Raw genomic sequence first — 16,542 nt, forward strand, 5'->3', positions numbered from 1 at the left:
GTGTCTCGCGGTGACCGTCGCCATCACCGATACCGCCGGTCTGCGAGCTCACGGAGGTGTCTCGCGATGACCGTCGCCATCACCGATACCGCCGGTCTGCGAGCTCACGGAGGTGTCTCGCGATGACCGTCGCTATCGTCCGCTTCGGCGGGTCGAACTGCGACCGAGACGCCCTGCGCGCCCTCCAGCAGCTCGACGTGGACGCCGAAATCGTCTGGCACGAGGACGGCCTCCCCGTGGACACGTCGGGCATCGTGCTCCCCGGCGGGTTCTCGTACGGCGACTACCTCCGCGCCGGCGCGATGGCCGCCCACTCGCCAGTGATGGACGAAGTACGCGACCTCGCCGCCGAGGGCGTGCCCGTGCTCGGCGTGTGCAACGGCGCGCAAATCGGGAGCGAGTCCGGCCTCACGCCGGGCGCGTTCACGACGAACGCGAGCGCGCGCTTCCAGTGCGAACACGTCCACCTCCGCGTCGAGAACCCGGACACGCCGTGGACCCAAGCGTACGACGAGGGCGACGTACTCTCCATCCCCATCGCGCACGGCGAAGGCCGGTTCGAAATCGACGACGACCGACTCGACGAACTCGAAACCGAAGACAGAGTGCTGTTCCGGTACTGCGACGAACACGGGAACGTACGTGAGGAGTCGAACCCGAACGGCTCGAAGCACAGCGTCGCGGGCGTGCTCGGTGAGCACGACACCGTCGCCGTTCTCATGCCGCACCCCGAGCGCGCCAGCCTCCCCGACATCGGCGGCACGGACGGGCAGGGCGTCCTCCGCGCGTTCGACTGACTACTGCTCGGTCAGCAACACGACTTCCACGAGGTCGCCGTCATACCGCACGAACCGGCCGTCGAGCGCCTCGTAGGTGTCACGCATCCGCTCGTACTCTCCACTGTCGAGTTCGACCGTCGCCTCGCCCGCGGCCGCGGCGTCCCGCACCACCTGCTTGATCTCCTCGGCCTCGACCTCGTCGTAGGCCACGACGGTCGCGTTCGCGGGCGCGTCGTCGACGGCGTGGCCTTCGAGGTGGCCGCTCTGCGCGTCGCCGAGACACCCGGCGGTGAGCAGGAGGGCGCAGCACACGAGCGCGACGGCCCGAGCGCGGTGCATTAGGTTTTTTTTGTCGGTGAGCGGCGGTAAGTGTTTTCTGCCTACTTCGGCACCCATACGAGCGGGTGGTTTCGCCACATCCAGCGTTCGGGTTTTTCTACGACTTCCCAGGGGCTGCGCGGCCACGTGCCGAGCGCGTCGTGGATGTCTCGGTAGGAGAGCGTACTCTCACCGCTGAGAACGAGGCTGAAGCGGTCGGCGAACCGCTCCGGGTCTATCTCGCGTCCCGCTTCCTCGGGGTTGGGCGGGTTCTCGACGACCGACTCGTAGTGGGATTTCGCGTACCGGTTCGTATACCCGACGAGGAGGGTTCCGCCAGGCGCGACGGCGTCGTAGAGGGCTTGGAGCGCGCGCTTCGAGTCGGCGACGTAACACAGTGTGCCGAAGCAGAGTACGAGGTCGAACTCGCCGTCCGGGTTCCAGTCGGGGAGAACGCCGTGTTCGAATGTGACGTTCTCGTAGCCCTCCTGGCGGGCGCGTTCGCGGTTCTCTTCGAGGATGGGTTGGGCGGCGTCGTACCCGACGACCTCCGCGTCGTACTCGTCGGCGACGAAGAAGCTCACGACGCCGGGGCCGCAGCCGACATCGGCGAACCGCTCGGGGGTGCCGCGTTCGTTGAGGAAGTCCGCGAGCACGTCGCGGAGGACGTTCGTGCTCGGCGTGGCGCTATCGTAGTCCTCGTCGTCGGCCGTGCTCCAGAAGCGATTCCAGTCGATGGTCTCCGTGTGGGTGTCGTCTTGCATACTCGGTGGGGCTGGCTGGTCGACGGGCGATGCATTCGCGTGGACGGGTGTGGGCGTGACGCGTCCGGAGTGCGGGACTCGGACGCGGACGTAGCTATCGCTTGCTCTCGAAAGAACCCACCGATTTAATTCCGCAAGGAAACTCGACTAATACTAGTTGGTTGGGGGACTTAGGCGTTTTCCACTCTCTCTTGACACTTATTCGGCGAGCGGGAGGTTGTAACTCGTCTCCCGCGCCACGACCTCCTCCCACGTGTGCTCGCACTCGCAGGACACCTCGCTGAACACGGAGGGATCCTGGCGGAGGTCGAAGTCCTTGATGGCTTCCTGCACGAGGTCGTCGCACTCCCCGCAGTTGTGCGGCCCCCTATCGCTGCCGTGGCCGACGGGGTCGCTAACGACGATGGCGTCCGCGTCCGCGGTCGATTCGAGCACGTCGCAGATGCTCCACATCCACGGCGGCCGGTACCCCCCGCGGAAGTGGAGCTGGTCGACCATCGTGTACCGCTGGACGTTACACGGGTTCATCGAGACGGTGTGACAGCCCTCCACGTCCGCGCACGCCCGAATCGAGTCCTTCATGTCCTGGACGGCCTCGCCCTCCGAGAGGAACGGCGGCTTCATCAACAGGTAGGCTTTCACGCCCGCGTCCGCTTCCTTCGCTTCGAGCGCGGCGTCCTCGAAGTCCGCGAAGTCGAAGTACTTGTTCACGCAGTCGTGACGCACGCGGTCGTTCGCCGTTTCGAGACCGACCGCCACGTCCGTCTCCAGACCGACATCCACGAAGTCCCGCACGCGGTCTTCCTGCACGAAATCCGGAAGGCTCTCGACGACGATGCGCTCCCGGTCCGCGAACGTCTCCGCGATCGCCTTCCGCGTCTCCGCCGGGACCTCGCGCTCGTCGAGGAAACTCCCGCTCGTGTAAATCTTGATGAGGCCGGACTTCTCCTCGGCCTCCTCGGCCTCGTGGTCGAGACACACCTGAATCTGGTCCATCAGCGCCTCGTGCTCGACGCTCCCGTCCTCCACCGATTCCGCGACGTACCCGCACATCGTACAGCCGCCGGCGCGCGCCCACCGACACCCGCCGGTGTTGAGGATGATAGTGAGGCTCTGATAGACGCCGCTCGGCGTGTTGTCCTCGTCCAACCACACGCGCGTCGGCTCGTGGGGGTCGTACGTCTCGTCGCGCTCGCCCCGCAACTCCCGCATCACCTTGTTGTGGGCGTCCATCCCCCGACCCGACTCGTACACCTCGGGGCTCGGCTGACTCATTACCCGTCGTAGCCGTCCGGCGCGTAAAGCCGCTTCGTCACCGCCGCGACCGCACCCCCCGCCAACGCGCCCGCGAGGTTCGCCCCTGCATCGAGCAGGCTCCCCGTCCGCCACGCCAGCAGGGACTGGACACCCTCGACGCACAGCCCGAACGCGACCGCCACCACGACCGCCGCCACGACCGCCTCGTCGCGCGCCACCAGCCACGCCAACACCGCGTACCCCGCCACGTGCAGGAACTTATCCACCGGAAGCCCGCCCGCGGCCGGCGACCCCGTCGGCACCACCGACGCCACCAACACCACCGCCGCCCACGCGACAGCCCAGCGACGCACGGCTACAGCGGCGTGTCCTCAGCCCGCTGCTGCGCACGCTCCCGCATCTCCTGCACCTCCGCCACGTACTCGTACCCCGGCACGATACCCTCGAACCACGTCCCCTCCACGTAGTTCACCACCGCCAGCGCGTCGTCCGCCACACTCCCCTCCCGCGCCTCGACCTCGGCCTCCACCGTCACGCGCTCGCCCTCCCGAACCACCACCGGCTCCGCCGTCAACTCCGCGTACGTCACCCCACCCACGTCCTCGATACGCATCGAGAACGTCTCGAACCACCCCTCAGACACCGTCGACCCAACCTCGCCCTCCACCACCGCATCCAACGTCGGCACCTCCACCCGCACCCGATACTCGTCCTCGCCCGGCACCACCGACGCATCCCAATCAGACCCCACAACCTCGAACACGCCGTCCGCGCGCTCGAACCGCTCACTCGCCTCGAACTCAGACTCGACACTCATACCCCACCAAAAGAGACTCACCGAAAAGGGCGTTTCGCGTCACAACCACGGGAGAGATTTGAACCCTGCACAGATGGTTTCGCTCGCTTCGCTCACGAGAATGCGTCTATTGGTTTTCAAACCCCTCCGGTTCGCATCGCTCCTCACTGTCGTTCGTTGCAGATGCGAGGGGAAGGATTTGAACTAACGTCAGACTCACTCCGTTCGCGGCTTGAGTCTATCGGACTCAGGCAGGGGTTTTTCGGGTGGCCTGTCTGACTGAGGAGTATATTGTGCTAGTGAAGAACGCAAGCAGGGAGGCGATGACGAGTATGTAGTAAAATCCGGCAGTGGATAGCCCTGCCGTACTTCCGAACCAGTACCCAACTGCGACTGCGATTGCCGCTACAGCGGAGACCCATTCACGAAGTCCCGCTGCAGCCAAGGAGACCACGCCGAACAGACCGGCGAGTACCGTGGTGCCTTCATATCCACTTGGTACGCCTCCAGCGAGCACGAGTGCGTATCCGAGGGCCGCCACACTCAGCAGCGCTATCGGTGCAACCGCGTTACGCAGAGACCATTCTACCATATTCCCTACTATTTTCTGGAGGTAGTTAACCATACCGAGGGTATTAAAATCGACCACGGTTCGTCCAGAACAATCCAATTCGCTGTTGGAGCGACCCCACGTCAACAACGTCGTAGCGATATCGCTCACCGTACTCGGGCCTCCGAACAATCGCGATTCGACCACGAGAACGCGTCCGCCCGTTTTCCAATCCCCGCTCTCGCGTCTTCTCACCCACGTTCGAAGAACACCGCGAAGGGAGGGATTTGAACCACGCCCAGACGGTCGCCCTTCGGGCGCTGCGTCTGGTCTACTTCAGAATCCCTCTACCGCATCGTTCTTCACTCCGTTCAGAAACGATGCGAGGGGAGGGATTTGAACCTCAGTCGTTCCGCTACACTCCACTCCCTGCTTCAAATCCCATGCTGCTCGCACCGCTCCTCACTGTCGTTCGTCGCAGGTGCGAGGGGAGGGATTTGAACCCACGAACCCCTTCGGGAGCGGATCTTAAGTCCGCCGCCTTTGGCCTGGCTCAGCCACCCTCGCGCACCCCTACCGAATCGGTCGGTCTACCTGAATCTGACGACTACCAGTCGACGCTGACGGTGCCGTCGCCGTGCGGGTCGGGCGCGACTTCCTCGTTCGTCCGGCGGTCGATGACGTGAATCACGCCCGTATCCTTCTTCGCCGGGCACACCTCCGCCGCCTTCAGGTTGTGGTCGAGTTCGGACTCGTCGAAGAAGTACGAGACGGGCTTCCCCATCCCTGAATCGAGGTCCATCTCCCAGTTCGCGGAGACGTTCGCGCACTTCCCCGCGCCGATGCACTTGTTCGCCTCGAAAATCAGCTTATAGGGTTTCTCCGACACCGGCGGGGCGTCCGTCTCCCCGACGCTGCTCGGGTCGAACCCCTCGTCGTCGCTCATACTACAATAACTCTCCTCCGGGGACTAACACGTATCGCTCTCCGCGCGCCAGCTAGTCCCGCCGATTCGCTCTCCTCGTCGTGAACGACGCCAGCGTGCGTGCTGGCTGGCTCACGACTCGCCTTACTCGTCGTGAATCTCGACCGATTCGAGGACGATGTCCGGCATCGGTTCGTCGCTGCGGTCGGTGGGTGTGTTGCCGATGTCCTCGACGACATCCATGCCGTCGGTGACTTTTCCGAAGACAGCGTGTTTGCCGTCGAGGTGGGGCTGGGCGTCGAGCGTGATGAAGAACTGGCTGCCGTTCGTGTTCGGGCCGGAGTTCGCCATCGAGAGGACGCCGGCGTCGTCGTGGTTGAGGTCCTCGTGGAACTCGTCGTCGAACTCGTAGCCGGGACCGCCGCGGCCGGTTCCGGTGCGGTCGCCGGTCTGAACCATGAAGTCGTCGATGACGCGGTGGAACGGCACGTCCTCGTAGTATGGTTCGCCCTCGACTTTCTCGTTCGTCTCAGGGTCGGTCCACGCCTTCTCACCCGTCGCCAACCCAACAAAATTCTCGACGGTGTTCGGGACTTTCTCGTCGTAGAGTTCGACCTCGATGTCGCCCTCGCTCGTGTGCAGCGTCGCGTCGATGGTCATGGCTACGGGAAGGCGAGTCGTCGGGAAAACGCTGCTGGTGTGCGGTGGGCTTATCGGGCGAGGACGGGGAGTCGGGGTATGAACGCGCCGCGCGAACCACAGGAACTCCGCCTCCCTGAAAGCCGCCTCGACCACTTTCGCGAGTGGGCGACCGAGGGGACGGCGACGACCGCAGCGGCGCGCGTCCGCGACCCCGACGACCGACTCGTGTTCGTGCGGAACCGCTGGTCTGACGGCTGGGTGCTTCCCGGCGGCGCGGTCGAACCCGGTGAAACCCCGGCGGGGGCGGCGCGGCGGGAAGTCCGCGAGGAGACCGGACTCGACCCGGTTCTCGGGGACGTGCTCGTCGTGCTCGACCAGACGTACGTCTCGGCCGCGACGGGCGAGACGGCGTTCACGGCCGAGTACGTCGTCTACGACGCGCGCGCCGACGGGCCGATTCCGGACGCGGACACGCTCGGGGTGGACGAGGACGAAATCGAGGCCGCCCGGTGGTTCGACAGTGTTCCCGCGGAGTTCGTGGACGACGCGCTCCGCCGCTACATTGAACCGTGACGCTCGCCGACTCGTGAGTATGTCGGCTCGTCGAAACCTCTACGTCGCCGCGTTCGTCAGCGCATCGCTCGCGTACGTCTTCGTCTCGCTCGCGTACACGGGCGAACTCCACCTGCTCCGCTGGGCGACGTTCGCCGCCTTCTTCCTCGTCGTCACCTACAGCTTCGAGACGTTCGTGAACTGGGCGGAAACCCTGGACTAAGCCCGGGAGAGCGATACGTCCCGGAACTCGACGCGCGCCCCGCCGTCCGCGGCGTTCGTGAACCGGACCGTCCAGCCGTGCGCGTCCGCCACTCGCTCGACGACGTGCAGGCCGTAGTGCCCGTTCTCGGGGCCGGGCGCGCCCCGCCGCAGCACGTCCGTCGGGAACCCCGGGCCGTCGTCCTCCACGAAGAACCCGGACTCGTCGTCCAGCACGCCGACCGTCACGGTTCCGTCCGCGCCCGCGTGCTCGACTGCGTTCCGCACGAGGTTCTCCAGCGCCTGCTGGAGTCGTCCCTCGTCGGCCTCCACCTGCCACGCGCGACTCGGCAACACCACCGAAGCGTCCTCCGTGAGAACGCCGTTCCACGCGTCCTCGACCACGCGCTGGAGCGAGCACGGCGCCGTCTCCGCGCCCCGGCCCTCTCTCGCCTGCGCGAGCAGGTCGTCCACGAGGCCGTCGATGCGGTCGAGCGCGTCCTCCACGTTCTCGAAGTACTCGTCCTCTCCGAACTCGCGCGCGAGCGAAATCTGGGCCTGCGCGACCGAGAGCGGGTTCCGGAGGTCGTGACTCAGCACGCTCGCGAACTCCTCCAAGTCCTCGTTTCGCTCCCGGAGTTCGCGCTCCCGGCGCTTGCGCTCGCTGATGTCCGTGAAGATACCCGTGAACAGCTGTTTCCCGTCGTACTCGTGTTCCTGCAGGCTCACCGACACCGGGACCTCGTGGCCGTCCTTGTGCTCGGCGGGCAGTTCGACGCCCGTCCAGTCGATGTGCTTCTCACCCGTCTCCACGTACTTCCCGATGCCCTCGAGGTGCGCGTCCTGCAACCGCTCCGGAATAATCGTCAGCTTCGAACTCCCCAGCAGCTCCTCGGGTTCGTACCCGAGAATCCGCTCTATCGCGGGGTTCGCGGCCAGCACAGTGCTGTCCGCGTCTATCGTGAGCATTCCCTCCGACGTGTGCGCCAACAGCGCCCGGAGGAACTCCGGGTCCCCCTCCAGCGAATCGGCGACGACGACGTCGCGCTCGTCCATACCCCTGCCTCACATCCACGGGCGTTAACGGTTCCGGGCGCAACTCCGCGACGCCACGAAAACGCCAATACCATCAGCGGCCTCTGCGGAACCGATACCCACCGCGAACACTCCGCGTTCGCGGCCTTTTTAGTGGAGGTTTTTGCGGTGAGCGGGTCGCCTCTGGCGACCCCGAACCGTAAAAAAGTCCGTTAGAAGGCGCGGAGGTCGTGGAGGGTTTCGGCTGCCTGCCCGCTCGCGATCGTGTCGCGGGCGACGTCGAGGCCGTCGTCGAGGCTGTTGACGTCGCGGCGGGCGTACATTCGGAACGCGGCGTTGAGTGCGATGGCGTCCGCGAAGTCGTCGTCACGGTCGCCCGCGAGGACTTCTTCGGTGATGGTCGCGGAGTCCGCAGTCACGTCGTCGACTTCGAGGGTTTCGTCGCTGAAGTCCATGCCGTACTCGTCGGTCTCGATGGTGAAGTCCGCCAGTTCGCCGCCGTCCCACTCGGCGACGGTGGTGGAGCCGGGGCGGATGTCGTCGTAGCCCTCCATTCCCTGGAACATGATGACGCGCTCCACCGAGCTCTCCTCGCTCTCCTGGAAGGTGTTCACGACCTTCTTCGCGAACGCGAGGTGGTAGAAGCTCCCGAGGTGGACGCTCGCGTTCGCGGGGTTCGCGAGCGTCTCCACCGTGTTCACGAACGTCCGGACGCCCATCTGGTCGCGGCGGTCCTCGATACCGGTGATTTCGGGGTTGAAGTTCGGCTGGTAGTAGAACCCGAACCCGGTCGTGTCGGTCATCTCCGCGGACTCCTCCGGGGTGAGGTCGGTTTCGACGCTGAGGTCGTCTAGCACGTGCTTGTACGCGGTGCCCTTCTGGGTGGGGACGCGGTCGCCCGAGTGCGTGACCACGGGCGTGCCGGCGGCGGCGGCGACGATGCCCGCGCCCACTCCCAGGAGGGCGGTGCGGAGTTTCCCGTCGTAGTTCGCGCCACAATCGACGGGGTCCACGTCGGGTTCCGCGACCTCGACGGACTCCCGTCGCATCACGTCCGTGTACGCGCCCAGTTCCTCCGCGCTGTTGCGCTTCCAGCGGTTCGCGAGCCAGAACGCTCCGAGCGTCGTCGGGTCGGGTTCGTCCGCGAGGACGCGTTCGAATGCCTCGGTCGCCTGGGCGCGCGTCATGTCCTCCGCGGACTTGTGTCCCGACCCGACGACCTCCGTCATCAGCCGCTTCAACGGCCACTCGCCGAAACTCTCGCTCATATTCTGACAGTAGGAACGCGGCCGCCGTAAATCCACGCGGTTCAATCCAACAACTGATAATCGTCCACGCCCTCGTTCGAGTATGGCACTCGACGGCGACTGGCGCGACCGCCTCGATGACGTCGACGCCCGCCTCGTGGACGGCTTCCAGAGCGGGTTCCCCGTCGAAGAACGCCCGTTCCGTGCGGTCGGACGAGCGCTCGACACCACGGAAACGGACGCGCTCGACCGCGTTCGCCGCCTCCGCGAGCGGGGCGTATTCCGGCGGTTCGGCGCCGTCCTCAATCCGCCCGTTATCGGGAGTTCCACGCTCGCCGCGGTGCGCGCGCCCGACGACCGCTTCGACGAGATAGCGGACACCATCAACGCCCACCGGCAGGTGAACCACAACTACCGCCGCGACCACGCGTACAACATGTGGTTCGTCGTCACCGCCGCGTCCAAGGAGGTCCGCGACCGCATCCTCTCCGACATCGAATCCGAGACCGGCTGTAACGTCCTGAACCTCCCGATGCTCACCGACTACTATATCGACCTCGAATTCCCCGTGATGAACACGGACCGGTTCGCGCGGGAGGCGCTGCAAGCGCCTCCGACCGAACGAGCGGGGAGCGACGACCCGCGAGGACACGAAACCATGGACGCGACCGACGCGACCGCCACCCGACTCAGCGAGACCGCGCGCTCCGACCTCTCCGCGCTCGAACGCCGCGTCATCCTCGGAATCCAGGACGGCTTCCCGCTCACCGAAACGCCGTACGCCGACATCGCGGCCGCCCTCGACACCGACACCGGGGACGTGCTGGCGGCCATCGACCGGCTTCTGGACGACAACTGCATCAAGCGCGTCGGTTGCATCGTCAACCACGTCGTCACCGGATTCACGAACAACTGCATGGTCGTCTGGGACGTCCCCGACGACCGCCTCGACGAGTACGGTCGAACCGTCGGCGAACTCCCCTACGTCACCCTCTGCTACCACCGGCCCCGACGCCCCGACCAGGACTGGCCGTACAACCTCTTCACGATGGTGCACGGCCGCGACCCCGACGCAGTCGACGAAAAAATCGACGAACTCGCCGCCGACTACCTTCCGGTCGACCACGAACGCCTCTACTCCACGGAGAAACTGAAACAGACCGGCGCACAGTACGAAGAACTCGTCTAGCGCGTCTAGTTTTCGCCTTCGCCGGTCGCGCCCTGGAGGTCGAGCGGGCGGAGCCAGCCGTACCAGAGGACGAACAGCGCGGAGCCGTAGCCGACGACCCAGACGAGCATTCCGACGGTGAACGTGTTCCCGCCGAGCGAGACGAGTCCGATTTCGCCGATGGCGGTGCCCGCGAGCATACCGCGCGTGATGCCGGGAAGGACGATACCGGCGGCGACGACGAGTATGAACACCGGCCACGGTGGCGTGTCAGCCATGTTTTCTACTCGGGCGGCGAGCTACCTGAATCACTCGGTGTGGCGCTTCCACACCAGCTCCCAGTCGTCGCCGTCCGCGCGCACGACCGCGTCGAACACCGTCGTAATCGCGTTCAGGGTCTGTCGGTCGGTCGCCGCGGGGTCGAAGTGGAAGTGCGCGGTCACGTCGCGCTCCCGGAGTTCCGGTAGCAACCGATTCACGAACCGGAACGTCCGCGGCAGCCCGATATCGTCTAGCAGCGGGGAGAGCGCGTCGAAACACACGACGCCCGGCTCGCCCTCGATACGCCGGACGCGCTCCCGAACGACCGACAGCAGCCGCGAGCCGTTCGCCACCGACACGCACTCGACGGCCGACTCGGCGGCCCCGCTGTCGGTCGTGAGAACCGTGCGGTTCGCGTCCGCCGCGCCCTGGTCCGCGATTCGCTCGCGGAACTCCGCGTCGGCGTCGTACGTCACTCCCACGACGTGTTCTGCGTGCTCGCGCGGCGTCGCGAGCAACTGCCGACAGCCCGACCCGGTCACTCCGTCCCCGTCCGGCCCCAGCACGAGGACGCTCGACACCCCCGCCACCGACTCGAAAATGTGGTCGTCCATTGGCGTGTACGCCTGACTCATCGTCCTACCCGCGTAGTCGAGCTTTCCGCCGCTCCGCGTATCAACGTTGTGGCACCCCCATGGTTTTCACACGCCCCGTCGAAGCCCCCACCATGAAGCACGTCGCCATCGACGACGTCGACACCGAAGTGAACCCGCTTCACGTCCACGACGTCCGCAAACCCGTCTCGCGCGCGCTCGGCACCACCGACTTCGCGATGAACTACTTCGAACTCGCGCCCGGCGACAGCTTCTCCGGCGGCCTCCACACCCACCACGACCAGGAGGAAGTGTTCTACGTCGAATCCGGCACCGCCACCTTCGACGTTGGGAAGGAACGACGCGAAGTCGAAGTCGGCGAACGCGAACTCGTCCGCTTCGAACCCGGCGAATTCCAGACCGGCTACAACGAGAGCGACGAACGCGTCACCGGCTGGGCGCTCGGCGCACCCGGCAGCCAACACGACTGGGACGACATCCGCTCCTACGTCTACTGCCCCGATTGCGACGAAGAACGCGAACACGACCTCGCACTCGCCAGCGGCGCCTTCGAACTCACCTGCACGGAGTGCGGAAACACGCAGGGCTGAGTGGCCGGTGGAACAGAAGTAGTGACGGCGCCGAATCTTTTTATCGTGTGCGCTTGACGAACCAGCGATCCATTGAGAAAAGCGGGATTCTCCGAACGAGAACGAACGAGTACCGTGTCTCGGACGTGCGGCAGATTCAAACGGACGCGATGTGGGCCGAGAAAATCGCCAGGGGAGAATCACGTTCTTCGCGGACAGTACAAGCCTGCTTATCTTCTCGGGTGTCCCGAACTACGACGGTATCGAAAAACACGATTCGGGAGCGCCAGTGCGAACTAGAACCGTACCGTTCTCTAACCAATACTACTTTCCGAGGGCTTCTATAGGTGTACCTATGACACGGCTTACGCGCCGGACTGCAGTTCTCGGGGCTGCAACTATGACAGCGACCGCACTCGCCGGTTGCTCGACCGGGACCGACGACACGAACAACGCAGGTGGAGGTGGCGGCGGTGGTGAGCGCGAACAGATCGACTCGCTCAACCGGAACTACACCGTCACGGAGGACAGTTGGAAGGGAAGCGAGCTTGCGCTCCCGAACGGCGGCACTATCGAATACGAGGGTATCGTGCGGAATGGGCCTGCTGTGGACTTCTACGTGATGACGAGTGGCGAGTACAGTCACTTCCAGAATCAAGAGCGCTTCCAGTACCTCACGGGCGTCTCCGCGCCGGACACGACGAGCGTGGAGGTCTCCGGGTCCGTGCAGTCTGGTGACTACGTGTTCATCGTGGACAACTCGAACATGGGCGCAGCGAGCCCGCCGACGAACTTCAATGACGATGCCGTAGATGTAGAGGTTGAACTCACTCTCTACGAGTGATGCACAATCGGTTTTAAACGAGTCCGCGACTCAGGACTATGCGTAACGGGGTTCTACCGCCGGAAATGATGAAAGCGACTGGTTCAGAGTTCGCACCGTGCACTATTCAGTCGCGCACGGTGTTCGCGACAGAAGCAGTGGGCCGGTGCGGATTTGAACCGCAAACTTCCACCTTATCAGAGTGGCGCTCTACCTAATTGAGCTACTGGCCCGCTCACTTCGTTCTATACTGCGTGGTTTGTTTAAGGGTTTCCTTTCGGCAGCCGTGCCGCCGTCGGGTGGTTACTTTCCGTCGTCGTCTTCGCTGTCGTCGAATTCCACGTCGTAGGCGTCCTCGCTGAGGTCGTACGTGTTCTCGGTGGCGTTTGCGTTCCCGTCGGGGGTGTTCGGGCCTGCGTCGTCGTTGGGAAAGCCGAACGTGTAGACTTTGCCGGTGGCGAAGCCGCCGGTTTTCTCGTCGAGCTTGGGGGTGATGACGTACTTCTTGAGCACCCAGCGGATGGGGGCGCGGGTCACCGGAACGACGAACAGGAGGCCGATGAAGTCGGTGACGAGGCCGGGCGTGAGGAGGAACGCGCCGGCGACGAGGAGCAATCCGCCGTCGATGAGTTCGTCCGTGGGAGGCCGGCCTTCGGCGAGCGCCTGCTGGACGCGGCGCATGGTGTGGCGGCCCTCGGCGCGAACGAACAGCATTCCGAGGAGGGCGGTGAGGACGACGAGCGCGACGAGTACCTCCCACGAGAACTGCGTGGCGAGGAACACGAGGAAGAGCATGTCGAGCAAGGGCACGAGGAGGAGTGCCGCGAGCAGCCGTTTCATCACGCTCTCCTACCCACTGGGTGGGTTTAACGGTTGGGTCGAGTCACCGGGTTCGAAGCGTTTTCCCGAACACGGCGTCTCTCCCGGGTATGGACGAGTCCGCGGACGCGACGAAGGTGGAGTGGCGCGAGTGGGGCGACGCGGCGTTCGAGGAAGCCGAACGGGAGGACAAACCCCTCGTGTTGTCGCTGGTGACGCGGTGGAGTCGGCGGTGTCGCGAGATGGATGCGGGCGCGTACGCCGACCCCCGGGTCGCGGCGAACCTGAACGAGGAGTTCGTTCCCGTGCGCGCGGACGCCGACCGCCACCCACGGGTGCGCGAGCGCTACAACATGGGTGGGTTTCCGTCGACGGTGTTCCTGACGCCGTCGGGCGCGCACATCGCGGGCGCGACCTACCTCGACACCGACGGCTTCCGGCAGGTCATCGAGCGCGTGCACAGCGTCTGGCAGGAGAAGGGCGCCGACGCGGCGCGCATCCCGCGCGCGCTCCGGGACCCCGAACCGCCCGCTGGCGAGGTTACCGCGGAAATCGAACGGTTGGTCGCGGGCCAGCTGGACGAGAAGTTCGACTCGGACTTCGCGGGCTGGGGGTCGAGCGAGAAGTTCCCGCTCTCCGACACCGTGGAGTTCGCGCTGAAGCGCGAGCGCTACCAGGCGACACAGACGCTCGACGCCCTCGACCGCAACCTCCGCGCGGACTCCGGCGCGTTCGGCCGGTTCGCGCACGGCCGAGACTGGAGCGACCCCCAGCGCGAGTACCTGCTCGAAACCAACGCCGCGCTCCTCCGCGCGTACAGCCACGCCTACCTCGTCACGGGCGACGAGTCCTACGAGGGAATCGCGTCCGACCTCGTGGACTACCTCACGGGAACGCTCTGGACGGGCGACGCGTTCGGGAACGCCGAACTCGCCGAAGCGCAGGCGACCACGCCCGTGGACGACACCGCGTTCGCGACCGGGAACGCCCGCGCCGCCGACGCGCTCGCGTGGTACGCCGCGTACGCGGACGACGACACCGCGCGCCGGTACGCCGAACGCGCCCTCGACTTCCTCGACACGCTCGTCGCGGACGGACGGGTGACGCACTTCGACGACCCGAGCAGCGAGTCCGGCCTGCTCGCCGACCACGCCGCCGCGGTCCGCGCGTACGCCACCGCCGCCCAGGTGCTCGACCGCGACTACCTCGACAGCGCGGAAGCCGTCGCGTCCGACGCCATCGACCGCCTCCAGTCCGAGAGCGGTGCGTTCGACGACGGCCCCCGCGCGGGCGTCGGCCTCCTGGACCGCCCGCTCCACCCCATCGACGACAACGCCCTGTTCGCGAACGCGCTCGTCGACCTCCGCTACCTCGCCGACGACCCCGCGTACCGGGAGGTCGCGACGGACGCCGTCAGTGCGTTCGCCGGCGCGGCCGAACGCATGGGCGTGCAGGTCGCCGGGTACGCCACCGCCGCCTCCCGCCTCGTCACGCGCCCGCTCACCATCGAAGTCGGCGCGAGCGCGGGAAGCGACCTCCACCGCGCGGCCGTCCGCCTCGCCGACCACGAGAAAGTCGTCGTCCCCGACGCGCCCGGCGTCGACCCGGGGACTTCGCGCGTCGTCACCGCCGACGCGACCCGCGAGGGCGCGGAGACGCCCGCCGAACTCGCAGACCTCGTTCAGGAGTCCCTGTAAACTGACCCAGGGTTTTTGCGAGCGCGCGCCGAATCCGGGGTATGGCCAGCCTGAATGACCTCGGACTCTCCGATTACGAGGCGAGCGCGTACCGCGCGCTCCTCGAAACCGGCCCGGCAACCGCGAAGGAGTTGTCCGAGGCGAGCGGCGTCCCCATGGGCCGCATCTACGACGTACTCGCGAGCATCGAATCCCAGCATCTCGTCCGCAGTCAGGCCGCAAGCCGGCCGAAGAAGTACGCCGCCGTCGACCCCGAGGACGCCCTCAACCGCCTCCTCGACGACCGGAAACGCGAACTCCAGGAGGAAGCGGACCAGTACGAGTCCGTCGTCGACGAACTCACCGGCGACCTCGCCGCCCCCACCGCCCCCGACGCGGGCTTCTGGACCGCCGCCGTCGGTCCCGACGAGACCATCGACCTTCTCCTCGAACGCCTCGACACCGCCGCCGACGAGGTCGTCCTGTTCTCCGCGACGCCCTCCTCCGGCCTCGACATCGGCGACGTATCCAGTCGAATCACCGACCACCTCCTCGATGCCCTCGACCGCGGCGTCACCGTCTCCGTCCTCCTCGCCCGCGAGCTCTCCCACGAACTCCCCGACGAAGTCAACGCCACCTACGTCTCCGAACTCGCCGAACACGACGCCTTCAGCGTCCGCATCGGCGACACCGTCGACAGCAACGTCGTCGTGGTGGACGGCGAGGAGGTCTGCATCGAAATGCCGAACCCCGTGCAGCCCGACGAGTCCTTCGCGCTCGTCGCGCTCAAAGACCCCGAGTTCGCCGACGACGTCACCGCTGAATTCGAGGGAAGCTGGCAGGACGCCACCACGCTCGAATAGGTGGACAAGGCTTATTATCGTCTCTCCGGCACTCTCCGGGTATGGCGCCCTCCAAGCCGTTCTTCACCCCCGACGGTGAACTCGACACCCCGCAAGTGCTCGCCGAGGCCGTCCCGCTCGCGAAACTCGTCGTCGCAGTCGGCGCGACCGCCGCGATTCCGTTCCTCCTCCAGTACCTCCTCGTCGAACTCGTCGCGGTCACCCCGCTCTTCATCGTCCCGCTCTCGCTCGTCACCCAGTTCGTCCTCGCGGTCGGCACCGCGTTCGTCCTCCTCTACGTCGTCGTGCGCGCCAACCAACTCGCAACCGACGCCTGACGGTCTCGCCTACGGTGGAACGACCGCCGACCGGACTACACACTTATGTTTTCCGAGTGAAACAACGAGGTATGTCGCTGCGAACCCAGTCCAGTCGCCTCCGTTTCCCCGCCGCCGTCGGCGCGCTCATCCTCGCCGCGTTCCTCCTCGACGCAAGTGTGACGTGGCTCGCGGACGCGATTGTAGCCGGGACGGCGTCGTGGGCTCCGATGGTCGGAACCGTCGGGCAAACCGTCCTCCTCTACGGCACGGCCGCGACCGTGTTCGCGTTCGTCGTCGTTCCGGTTACGGCCTTCTGGCTCGGCACAAAATACGGGCGACGCTCGTGATACACCCCGCCGAGCGATAACCCCGAGGACGGCGGCG

General features: G+C 65.9%; 23 protein-coding genes and 2 tRNA genes. 10 read left to right on the forward strand and 15 right to left on the reverse strand.

Features of this window, described 5'->3' with window-relative positions:
• Positions 1-122: 122 nt before the first annotated feature.
• A complete protein-coding gene (gene purQ, locus U3A55_RS04225; protein ID WP_330990239.1) occupies positions 123-797 on the forward strand; it encodes a phosphoribosylformylglycinamidine synthase I in 675 nt (224 codons plus the stop codon).
• On the opposite strand, the gene U3A55_RS04230 is transcribed toward purQ, so the two are convergent.
• From U3A55_RS04230 to U3A55_RS04270, 9 genes are all read right to left on the reverse strand, one after another.
• On the reverse strand, positions 798-1,118 hold the full coding sequence (locus tag U3A55_RS04230; protein ID WP_330990240.1) for a hypothetical protein: 321 nt from the start codon (positions 1,116-1,118) through the stop codon (positions 798-800).
• 41 nt (positions 1,119-1,159) lie between these two features.
• The gene (locus tag U3A55_RS04235; RefSeq protein ID WP_330990241.1) at positions 1,160-1,861 is read right to left on the reverse strand and encodes a class I SAM-dependent methyltransferase; all 702 of its coding nucleotides are present in this window, start codon (positions 1,859-1,861) and stop codon (positions 1,160-1,162) included.
• Positions 1,862-2,059: 198 nt separating this feature from the next.
• Positions 2,060-3,136, reverse strand: coding sequence for an archaeosine biosynthesis radical SAM protein RaSEA (locus U3A55_RS04240; protein ID WP_330990242.1), 1,077 nt, complete (start codon positions 3,134-3,136; stop codon positions 2,060-2,062).
• The gene (locus U3A55_RS04245; protein WP_330990243.1) at positions 3,136-3,471 is read right to left on the reverse strand and encodes a hypothetical protein; all 336 of its coding nucleotides are present in this window, start codon (positions 3,469-3,471) and stop codon (positions 3,136-3,138) included. The genes U3A55_RS04240 and U3A55_RS04245 overlap by 1 nt, the downstream gene beginning before the upstream one ends.
• Positions 3,472-3,473: 2 nt before the next feature.
• Positions 3,474-3,935 (reverse strand): DUF5813 family protein, encoded by a 462-nt coding sequence (locus tag U3A55_RS04250; protein WP_330990244.1) that lies wholly within the window; start codon positions 3,933-3,935, stop codon positions 3,474-3,476.
• Between the two features lie 226 nt (positions 3,936-4,161).
• Complete coding sequence (locus U3A55_RS04255; protein WP_330990245.1) at positions 4,162-4,506, reverse strand: hypothetical protein; 345 nt, start codon at positions 4,504-4,506, stop codon at positions 4,162-4,164.
• 440 nt (positions 4,507-4,946) lie between these two features.
• Positions 4,947-5,031: transfer RNA gene (locus U3A55_RS04260), tRNA-Leu, on the reverse strand.
• A 40-nt stretch (positions 5,032-5,071) separates the two neighbouring features.
• Entirely contained in the window at positions 5,072-5,410 is a 339-nt protein-coding gene (locus U3A55_RS04265) for a ferredoxin (RefSeq protein WP_330990246.1), read from the reverse strand.
• 123 nt (positions 5,411-5,533) lie between these two features.
• The gene (locus U3A55_RS04270) at positions 5,534-6,049 is read right to left on the reverse strand and encodes a peptidylprolyl isomerase (protein WP_330990247.1); all 516 of its coding nucleotides are present in this window, start codon (positions 6,047-6,049) and stop codon (positions 5,534-5,536) included.
• A 78-nt stretch (positions 6,050-6,127) separates the two neighbouring features.
• Here U3A55_RS04270 and U3A55_RS04275 point away from each other — a divergent pair, with 78 nt between their 5' ends.
• Both U3A55_RS04275 and U3A55_RS04280 read left to right on the forward strand, forming a co-directional pair.
• Positions 6,128-6,604: an NUDIX hydrolase gene (locus U3A55_RS04275; RefSeq protein ID WP_330990248.1), complete on the forward strand. Its 477-nt coding sequence runs from the start codon at positions 6,128-6,130 to the stop codon at positions 6,602-6,604.
• 19 nt (positions 6,605-6,623) lie between these two features.
• Positions 6,624-6,806, forward strand: a complete 183-nt coding sequence (locus U3A55_RS04280; RefSeq protein WP_330990249.1) for a hypothetical protein — start codon at positions 6,624-6,626, stop codon at positions 6,804-6,806.
• On the opposite strand, the gene U3A55_RS04285 is transcribed toward U3A55_RS04280, so the two are convergent.
• Together U3A55_RS04285 and U3A55_RS04290 are read right to left on the reverse strand one after the other, a co-directional pair.
• Positions 6,803-7,840: a PAS domain-containing sensor histidine kinase gene (locus U3A55_RS04285; RefSeq protein ID WP_330990250.1), complete on the reverse strand. Its 1,038-nt coding sequence runs from the start codon at positions 7,838-7,840 to the stop codon at positions 6,803-6,805. The genes U3A55_RS04280 and U3A55_RS04285 overlap by 4 nt on opposite strands.
• Positions 7,841-8,031: 191 nt before the next feature.
• Positions 8,032-9,087, reverse strand: a complete 1,056-nt coding sequence (locus tag U3A55_RS04290; RefSeq protein WP_330990251.1) for an anthranilate phosphoribosyltransferase — start codon at positions 9,085-9,087, stop codon at positions 8,032-8,034.
• 82 nt (positions 9,088-9,169) lie between these two features.
• Between U3A55_RS04290 and ahbB the strand changes: the two genes are divergently transcribed.
• Positions 9,170-10,255: a siroheme decarboxylase subunit beta gene (gene ahbB / locus U3A55_RS04295; protein ID WP_330990252.1), complete on the forward strand. Its 1,086-nt coding sequence runs from the start codon at positions 9,170-9,172 to the stop codon at positions 10,253-10,255.
• Between the two features lie 5 nt (positions 10,256-10,260).
• Here the strand turns inward: ahbB and U3A55_RS04300 are convergent, their stop codons facing one another.
• Both U3A55_RS04300 and U3A55_RS04305 read right to left on the reverse strand, forming a co-directional pair.
• Entirely contained in the window at positions 10,261-10,512 is a 252-nt protein-coding gene (locus U3A55_RS04300) for a hypothetical protein (RefSeq protein ID WP_330990253.1), read from the reverse strand.
• Between the two features lie 30 nt (positions 10,513-10,542).
• Complete coding sequence (locus U3A55_RS04305; protein ID WP_330990254.1) at positions 10,543-11,109, reverse strand: DUF7504 family protein; 567 nt, start codon at positions 11,107-11,109, stop codon at positions 10,543-10,545.
• 113 nt (positions 11,110-11,222) lie between these two features.
• Here U3A55_RS04305 and U3A55_RS04310 point away from each other — a divergent pair, with 113 nt between their 5' ends.
• A complete protein-coding gene (locus U3A55_RS04310) occupies positions 11,223-11,699 on the forward strand; it encodes a cupin domain-containing protein (protein WP_330990317.1) in 477 nt (158 codons plus the stop codon).
• 379 nt (positions 11,700-12,078) lie between these two features.
• Positions 12,079-12,522, forward strand: coding sequence for a hypothetical protein (locus tag U3A55_RS04315; protein WP_330990255.1), 444 nt, complete (start codon positions 12,079-12,081; stop codon positions 12,520-12,522).
• 138 nt (positions 12,523-12,660) lie between these two features.
• Here U3A55_RS04315 and U3A55_RS04320 read toward each other — a convergent pair.
• Positions 12,661-12,734 (reverse strand) — tRNA-Ile (locus U3A55_RS04320).
• A gap of 70 nt (positions 12,735-12,804) precedes the next feature.
• Positions 12,805-13,341 carry an FxsA family protein gene (locus U3A55_RS04325; protein WP_330990256.1) on the reverse strand — a complete coding sequence of 179 codons (537 nt, stop codon included), beginning with the start codon at positions 13,339-13,341 and terminating at the stop codon, positions 12,805-12,807.
• 89 nt (positions 13,342-13,430) lie between these two features.
• Here U3A55_RS04325 and U3A55_RS04330 point away from each other — a divergent pair, with 89 nt between their 5' ends.
• The 4 genes from U3A55_RS04330 to U3A55_RS04345 all read left to right on the forward strand — a co-directional run bounded on the left by U3A55_RS04330 (position 13,431) and on the right by U3A55_RS04345 (position 16,505).
• On the forward strand, positions 13,431-15,017 hold the full coding sequence (locus tag U3A55_RS04330; protein WP_330990257.1) for a DUF255 domain-containing protein: 1,587 nt from the start codon (positions 13,431-13,433) through the stop codon (positions 15,015-15,017).
• A 41-nt stretch (positions 15,018-15,058) separates the two neighbouring features.
• On the forward strand, positions 15,059-15,859 hold the full coding sequence (locus tag U3A55_RS04335; protein ID WP_330990258.1) for a TrmB family transcriptional regulator: 801 nt from the start codon (positions 15,059-15,061) through the stop codon (positions 15,857-15,859).
• Between the two features lie 41 nt (positions 15,860-15,900).
• Positions 15,901-16,176, forward strand: a complete 276-nt coding sequence (locus U3A55_RS04340; protein ID WP_330990259.1) for a hypothetical protein — start codon at positions 15,901-15,903, stop codon at positions 16,174-16,176.
• A 71-nt stretch (positions 16,177-16,247) separates the two neighbouring features.
• Positions 16,248-16,505, forward strand: a complete 258-nt coding sequence (locus tag U3A55_RS04345; RefSeq protein ID WP_330990260.1) for a hypothetical protein — start codon at positions 16,248-16,250, stop codon at positions 16,503-16,505.
• Positions 16,506-16,542: the final 37 nt, after the last annotated feature.

Origin of the sequence: Salarchaeum sp. III, assembly GCF_036418315.1 — an archaeon.
In the GTDB taxonomy this organism is placed as follows: domain Archaea; phylum Halobacteriota; class Halobacteria; order Halobacteriales; family Halobacteriaceae; genus Salarchaeum.

What these genes read in the sequence shown, in the direction of transcription:
- U3A55_RS04325 (WP_330990256.1), bottom strand. Translation starts at nt 13,341, where the DNA reads ATGAAACGGCTGCTCGCGGCACTCCTCCTCGTGCCCTTGCTCGACATG.
- U3A55_RS04330 (WP_330990257.1), top strand. Translation starts at nt 13,431, where the DNA reads ATGGACGAGTCCGCGGACGCGACGAAGGTGGAGTGGCGCGAGTGGGGC.
- U3A55_RS04310 (WP_330990317.1), top strand. Translation starts at nt 11,223, where the DNA reads ATGAAGCACGTCGCCATCGACGACGTCGACACCGAAGTGAACCCGCTT.
- U3A55_RS04285 (WP_330990250.1), bottom strand. Translation starts at nt 7,840, where the DNA reads ATGGACGAGCGCGACGTCGTCGTCGCCGATTCGCTGGAGGGGGACCCG.
- U3A55_RS04250 (WP_330990244.1), bottom strand. Translation starts at nt 3,935, where the DNA reads ATGAGTGTCGAGTCTGAGTTCGAGGCGAGTGAGCGGTTCGAGCGCGCG.
- U3A55_RS04280 (WP_330990249.1), top strand. Translation starts at nt 6,624, where the DNA reads ATGTCGGCTCGTCGAAACCTCTACGTCGCCGCGTTCGTCAGCGCATCG.
- U3A55_RS04230 (WP_330990240.1), bottom strand. Translation starts at nt 1,118, where the DNA reads ATGCACCGCGCTCGGGCCGTCGCGCTCGTGTGCTGCGCCCTCCTGCTC.
- U3A55_RS04255 (WP_330990245.1), bottom strand. Translation starts at nt 4,506, where the DNA reads ATGGTAGAATGGTCTCTGCGTAACGCGGTTGCACCGATAGCGCTGCTG.
- U3A55_RS04305 (WP_330990254.1), bottom strand. Translation starts at nt 11,109, where the DNA reads ATGGACGACCACATTTTCGAGTCGGTGGCGGGGGTGTCGAGCGTCCTC.
- ahbB (WP_330990252.1), top strand. Translation starts at nt 9,170, where the DNA reads ATGGCACTCGACGGCGACTGGCGCGACCGCCTCGATGACGTCGACGCC.
- U3A55_RS04335 (WP_330990258.1), top strand. Translation starts at nt 15,059, where the DNA reads ATGGCCAGCCTGAATGACCTCGGACTCTCCGATTACGAGGCGAGCGCG.
- U3A55_RS04340 (WP_330990259.1), top strand. Translation starts at nt 15,901, where the DNA reads ATGGCGCCCTCCAAGCCGTTCTTCACCCCCGACGGTGAACTCGACACC.
- purQ (WP_330990239.1), top strand. Translation starts at nt 123, where the DNA reads ATGACCGTCGCTATCGTCCGCTTCGGCGGGTCGAACTGCGACCGAGAC.
- U3A55_RS04240 (WP_330990242.1), bottom strand. Translation starts at nt 3,136, where the DNA reads ATGAGTCAGCCGAGCCCCGAGGTGTACGAGTCGGGTCGGGGGATGGAC.
- U3A55_RS04315 (WP_330990255.1), top strand. Translation starts at nt 12,079, where the DNA reads ATGACAGCGACCGCACTCGCCGGTTGCTCGACCGGGACCGACGACACG.
- U3A55_RS04275 (WP_330990248.1), top strand. Translation starts at nt 6,128, where the DNA reads ATGAACGCGCCGCGCGAACCACAGGAACTCCGCCTCCCTGAAAGCCGC.
- U3A55_RS04290 (WP_330990251.1), bottom strand. Translation starts at nt 9,087, where the DNA reads ATGAGCGAGAGTTTCGGCGAGTGGCCGTTGAAGCGGCTGATGACGGAG.
- U3A55_RS04300 (WP_330990253.1), bottom strand. Translation starts at nt 10,512, where the DNA reads ATGGCTGACACGCCACCGTGGCCGGTGTTCATACTCGTCGTCGCCGCC.
- U3A55_RS04270 (WP_330990247.1), bottom strand. Translation starts at nt 6,049, where the DNA reads ATGACCATCGACGCGACGCTGCACACGAGCGAGGGCGACATCGAGGTC.
- U3A55_RS04265 (WP_330990246.1), bottom strand. Translation starts at nt 5,410, where the DNA reads ATGAGCGACGACGAGGGGTTCGACCCGAGCAGCGTCGGGGAGACGGAC.
- U3A55_RS04345 (WP_330990260.1), top strand. Translation starts at nt 16,248, where the DNA reads ATGTCGCTGCGAACCCAGTCCAGTCGCCTCCGTTTCCCCGCCGCCGTC.
- U3A55_RS04235 (WP_330990241.1), bottom strand. Translation starts at nt 1,861, where the DNA reads ATGCAAGACGACACCCACACGGAGACCATCGACTGGAATCGCTTCTGG.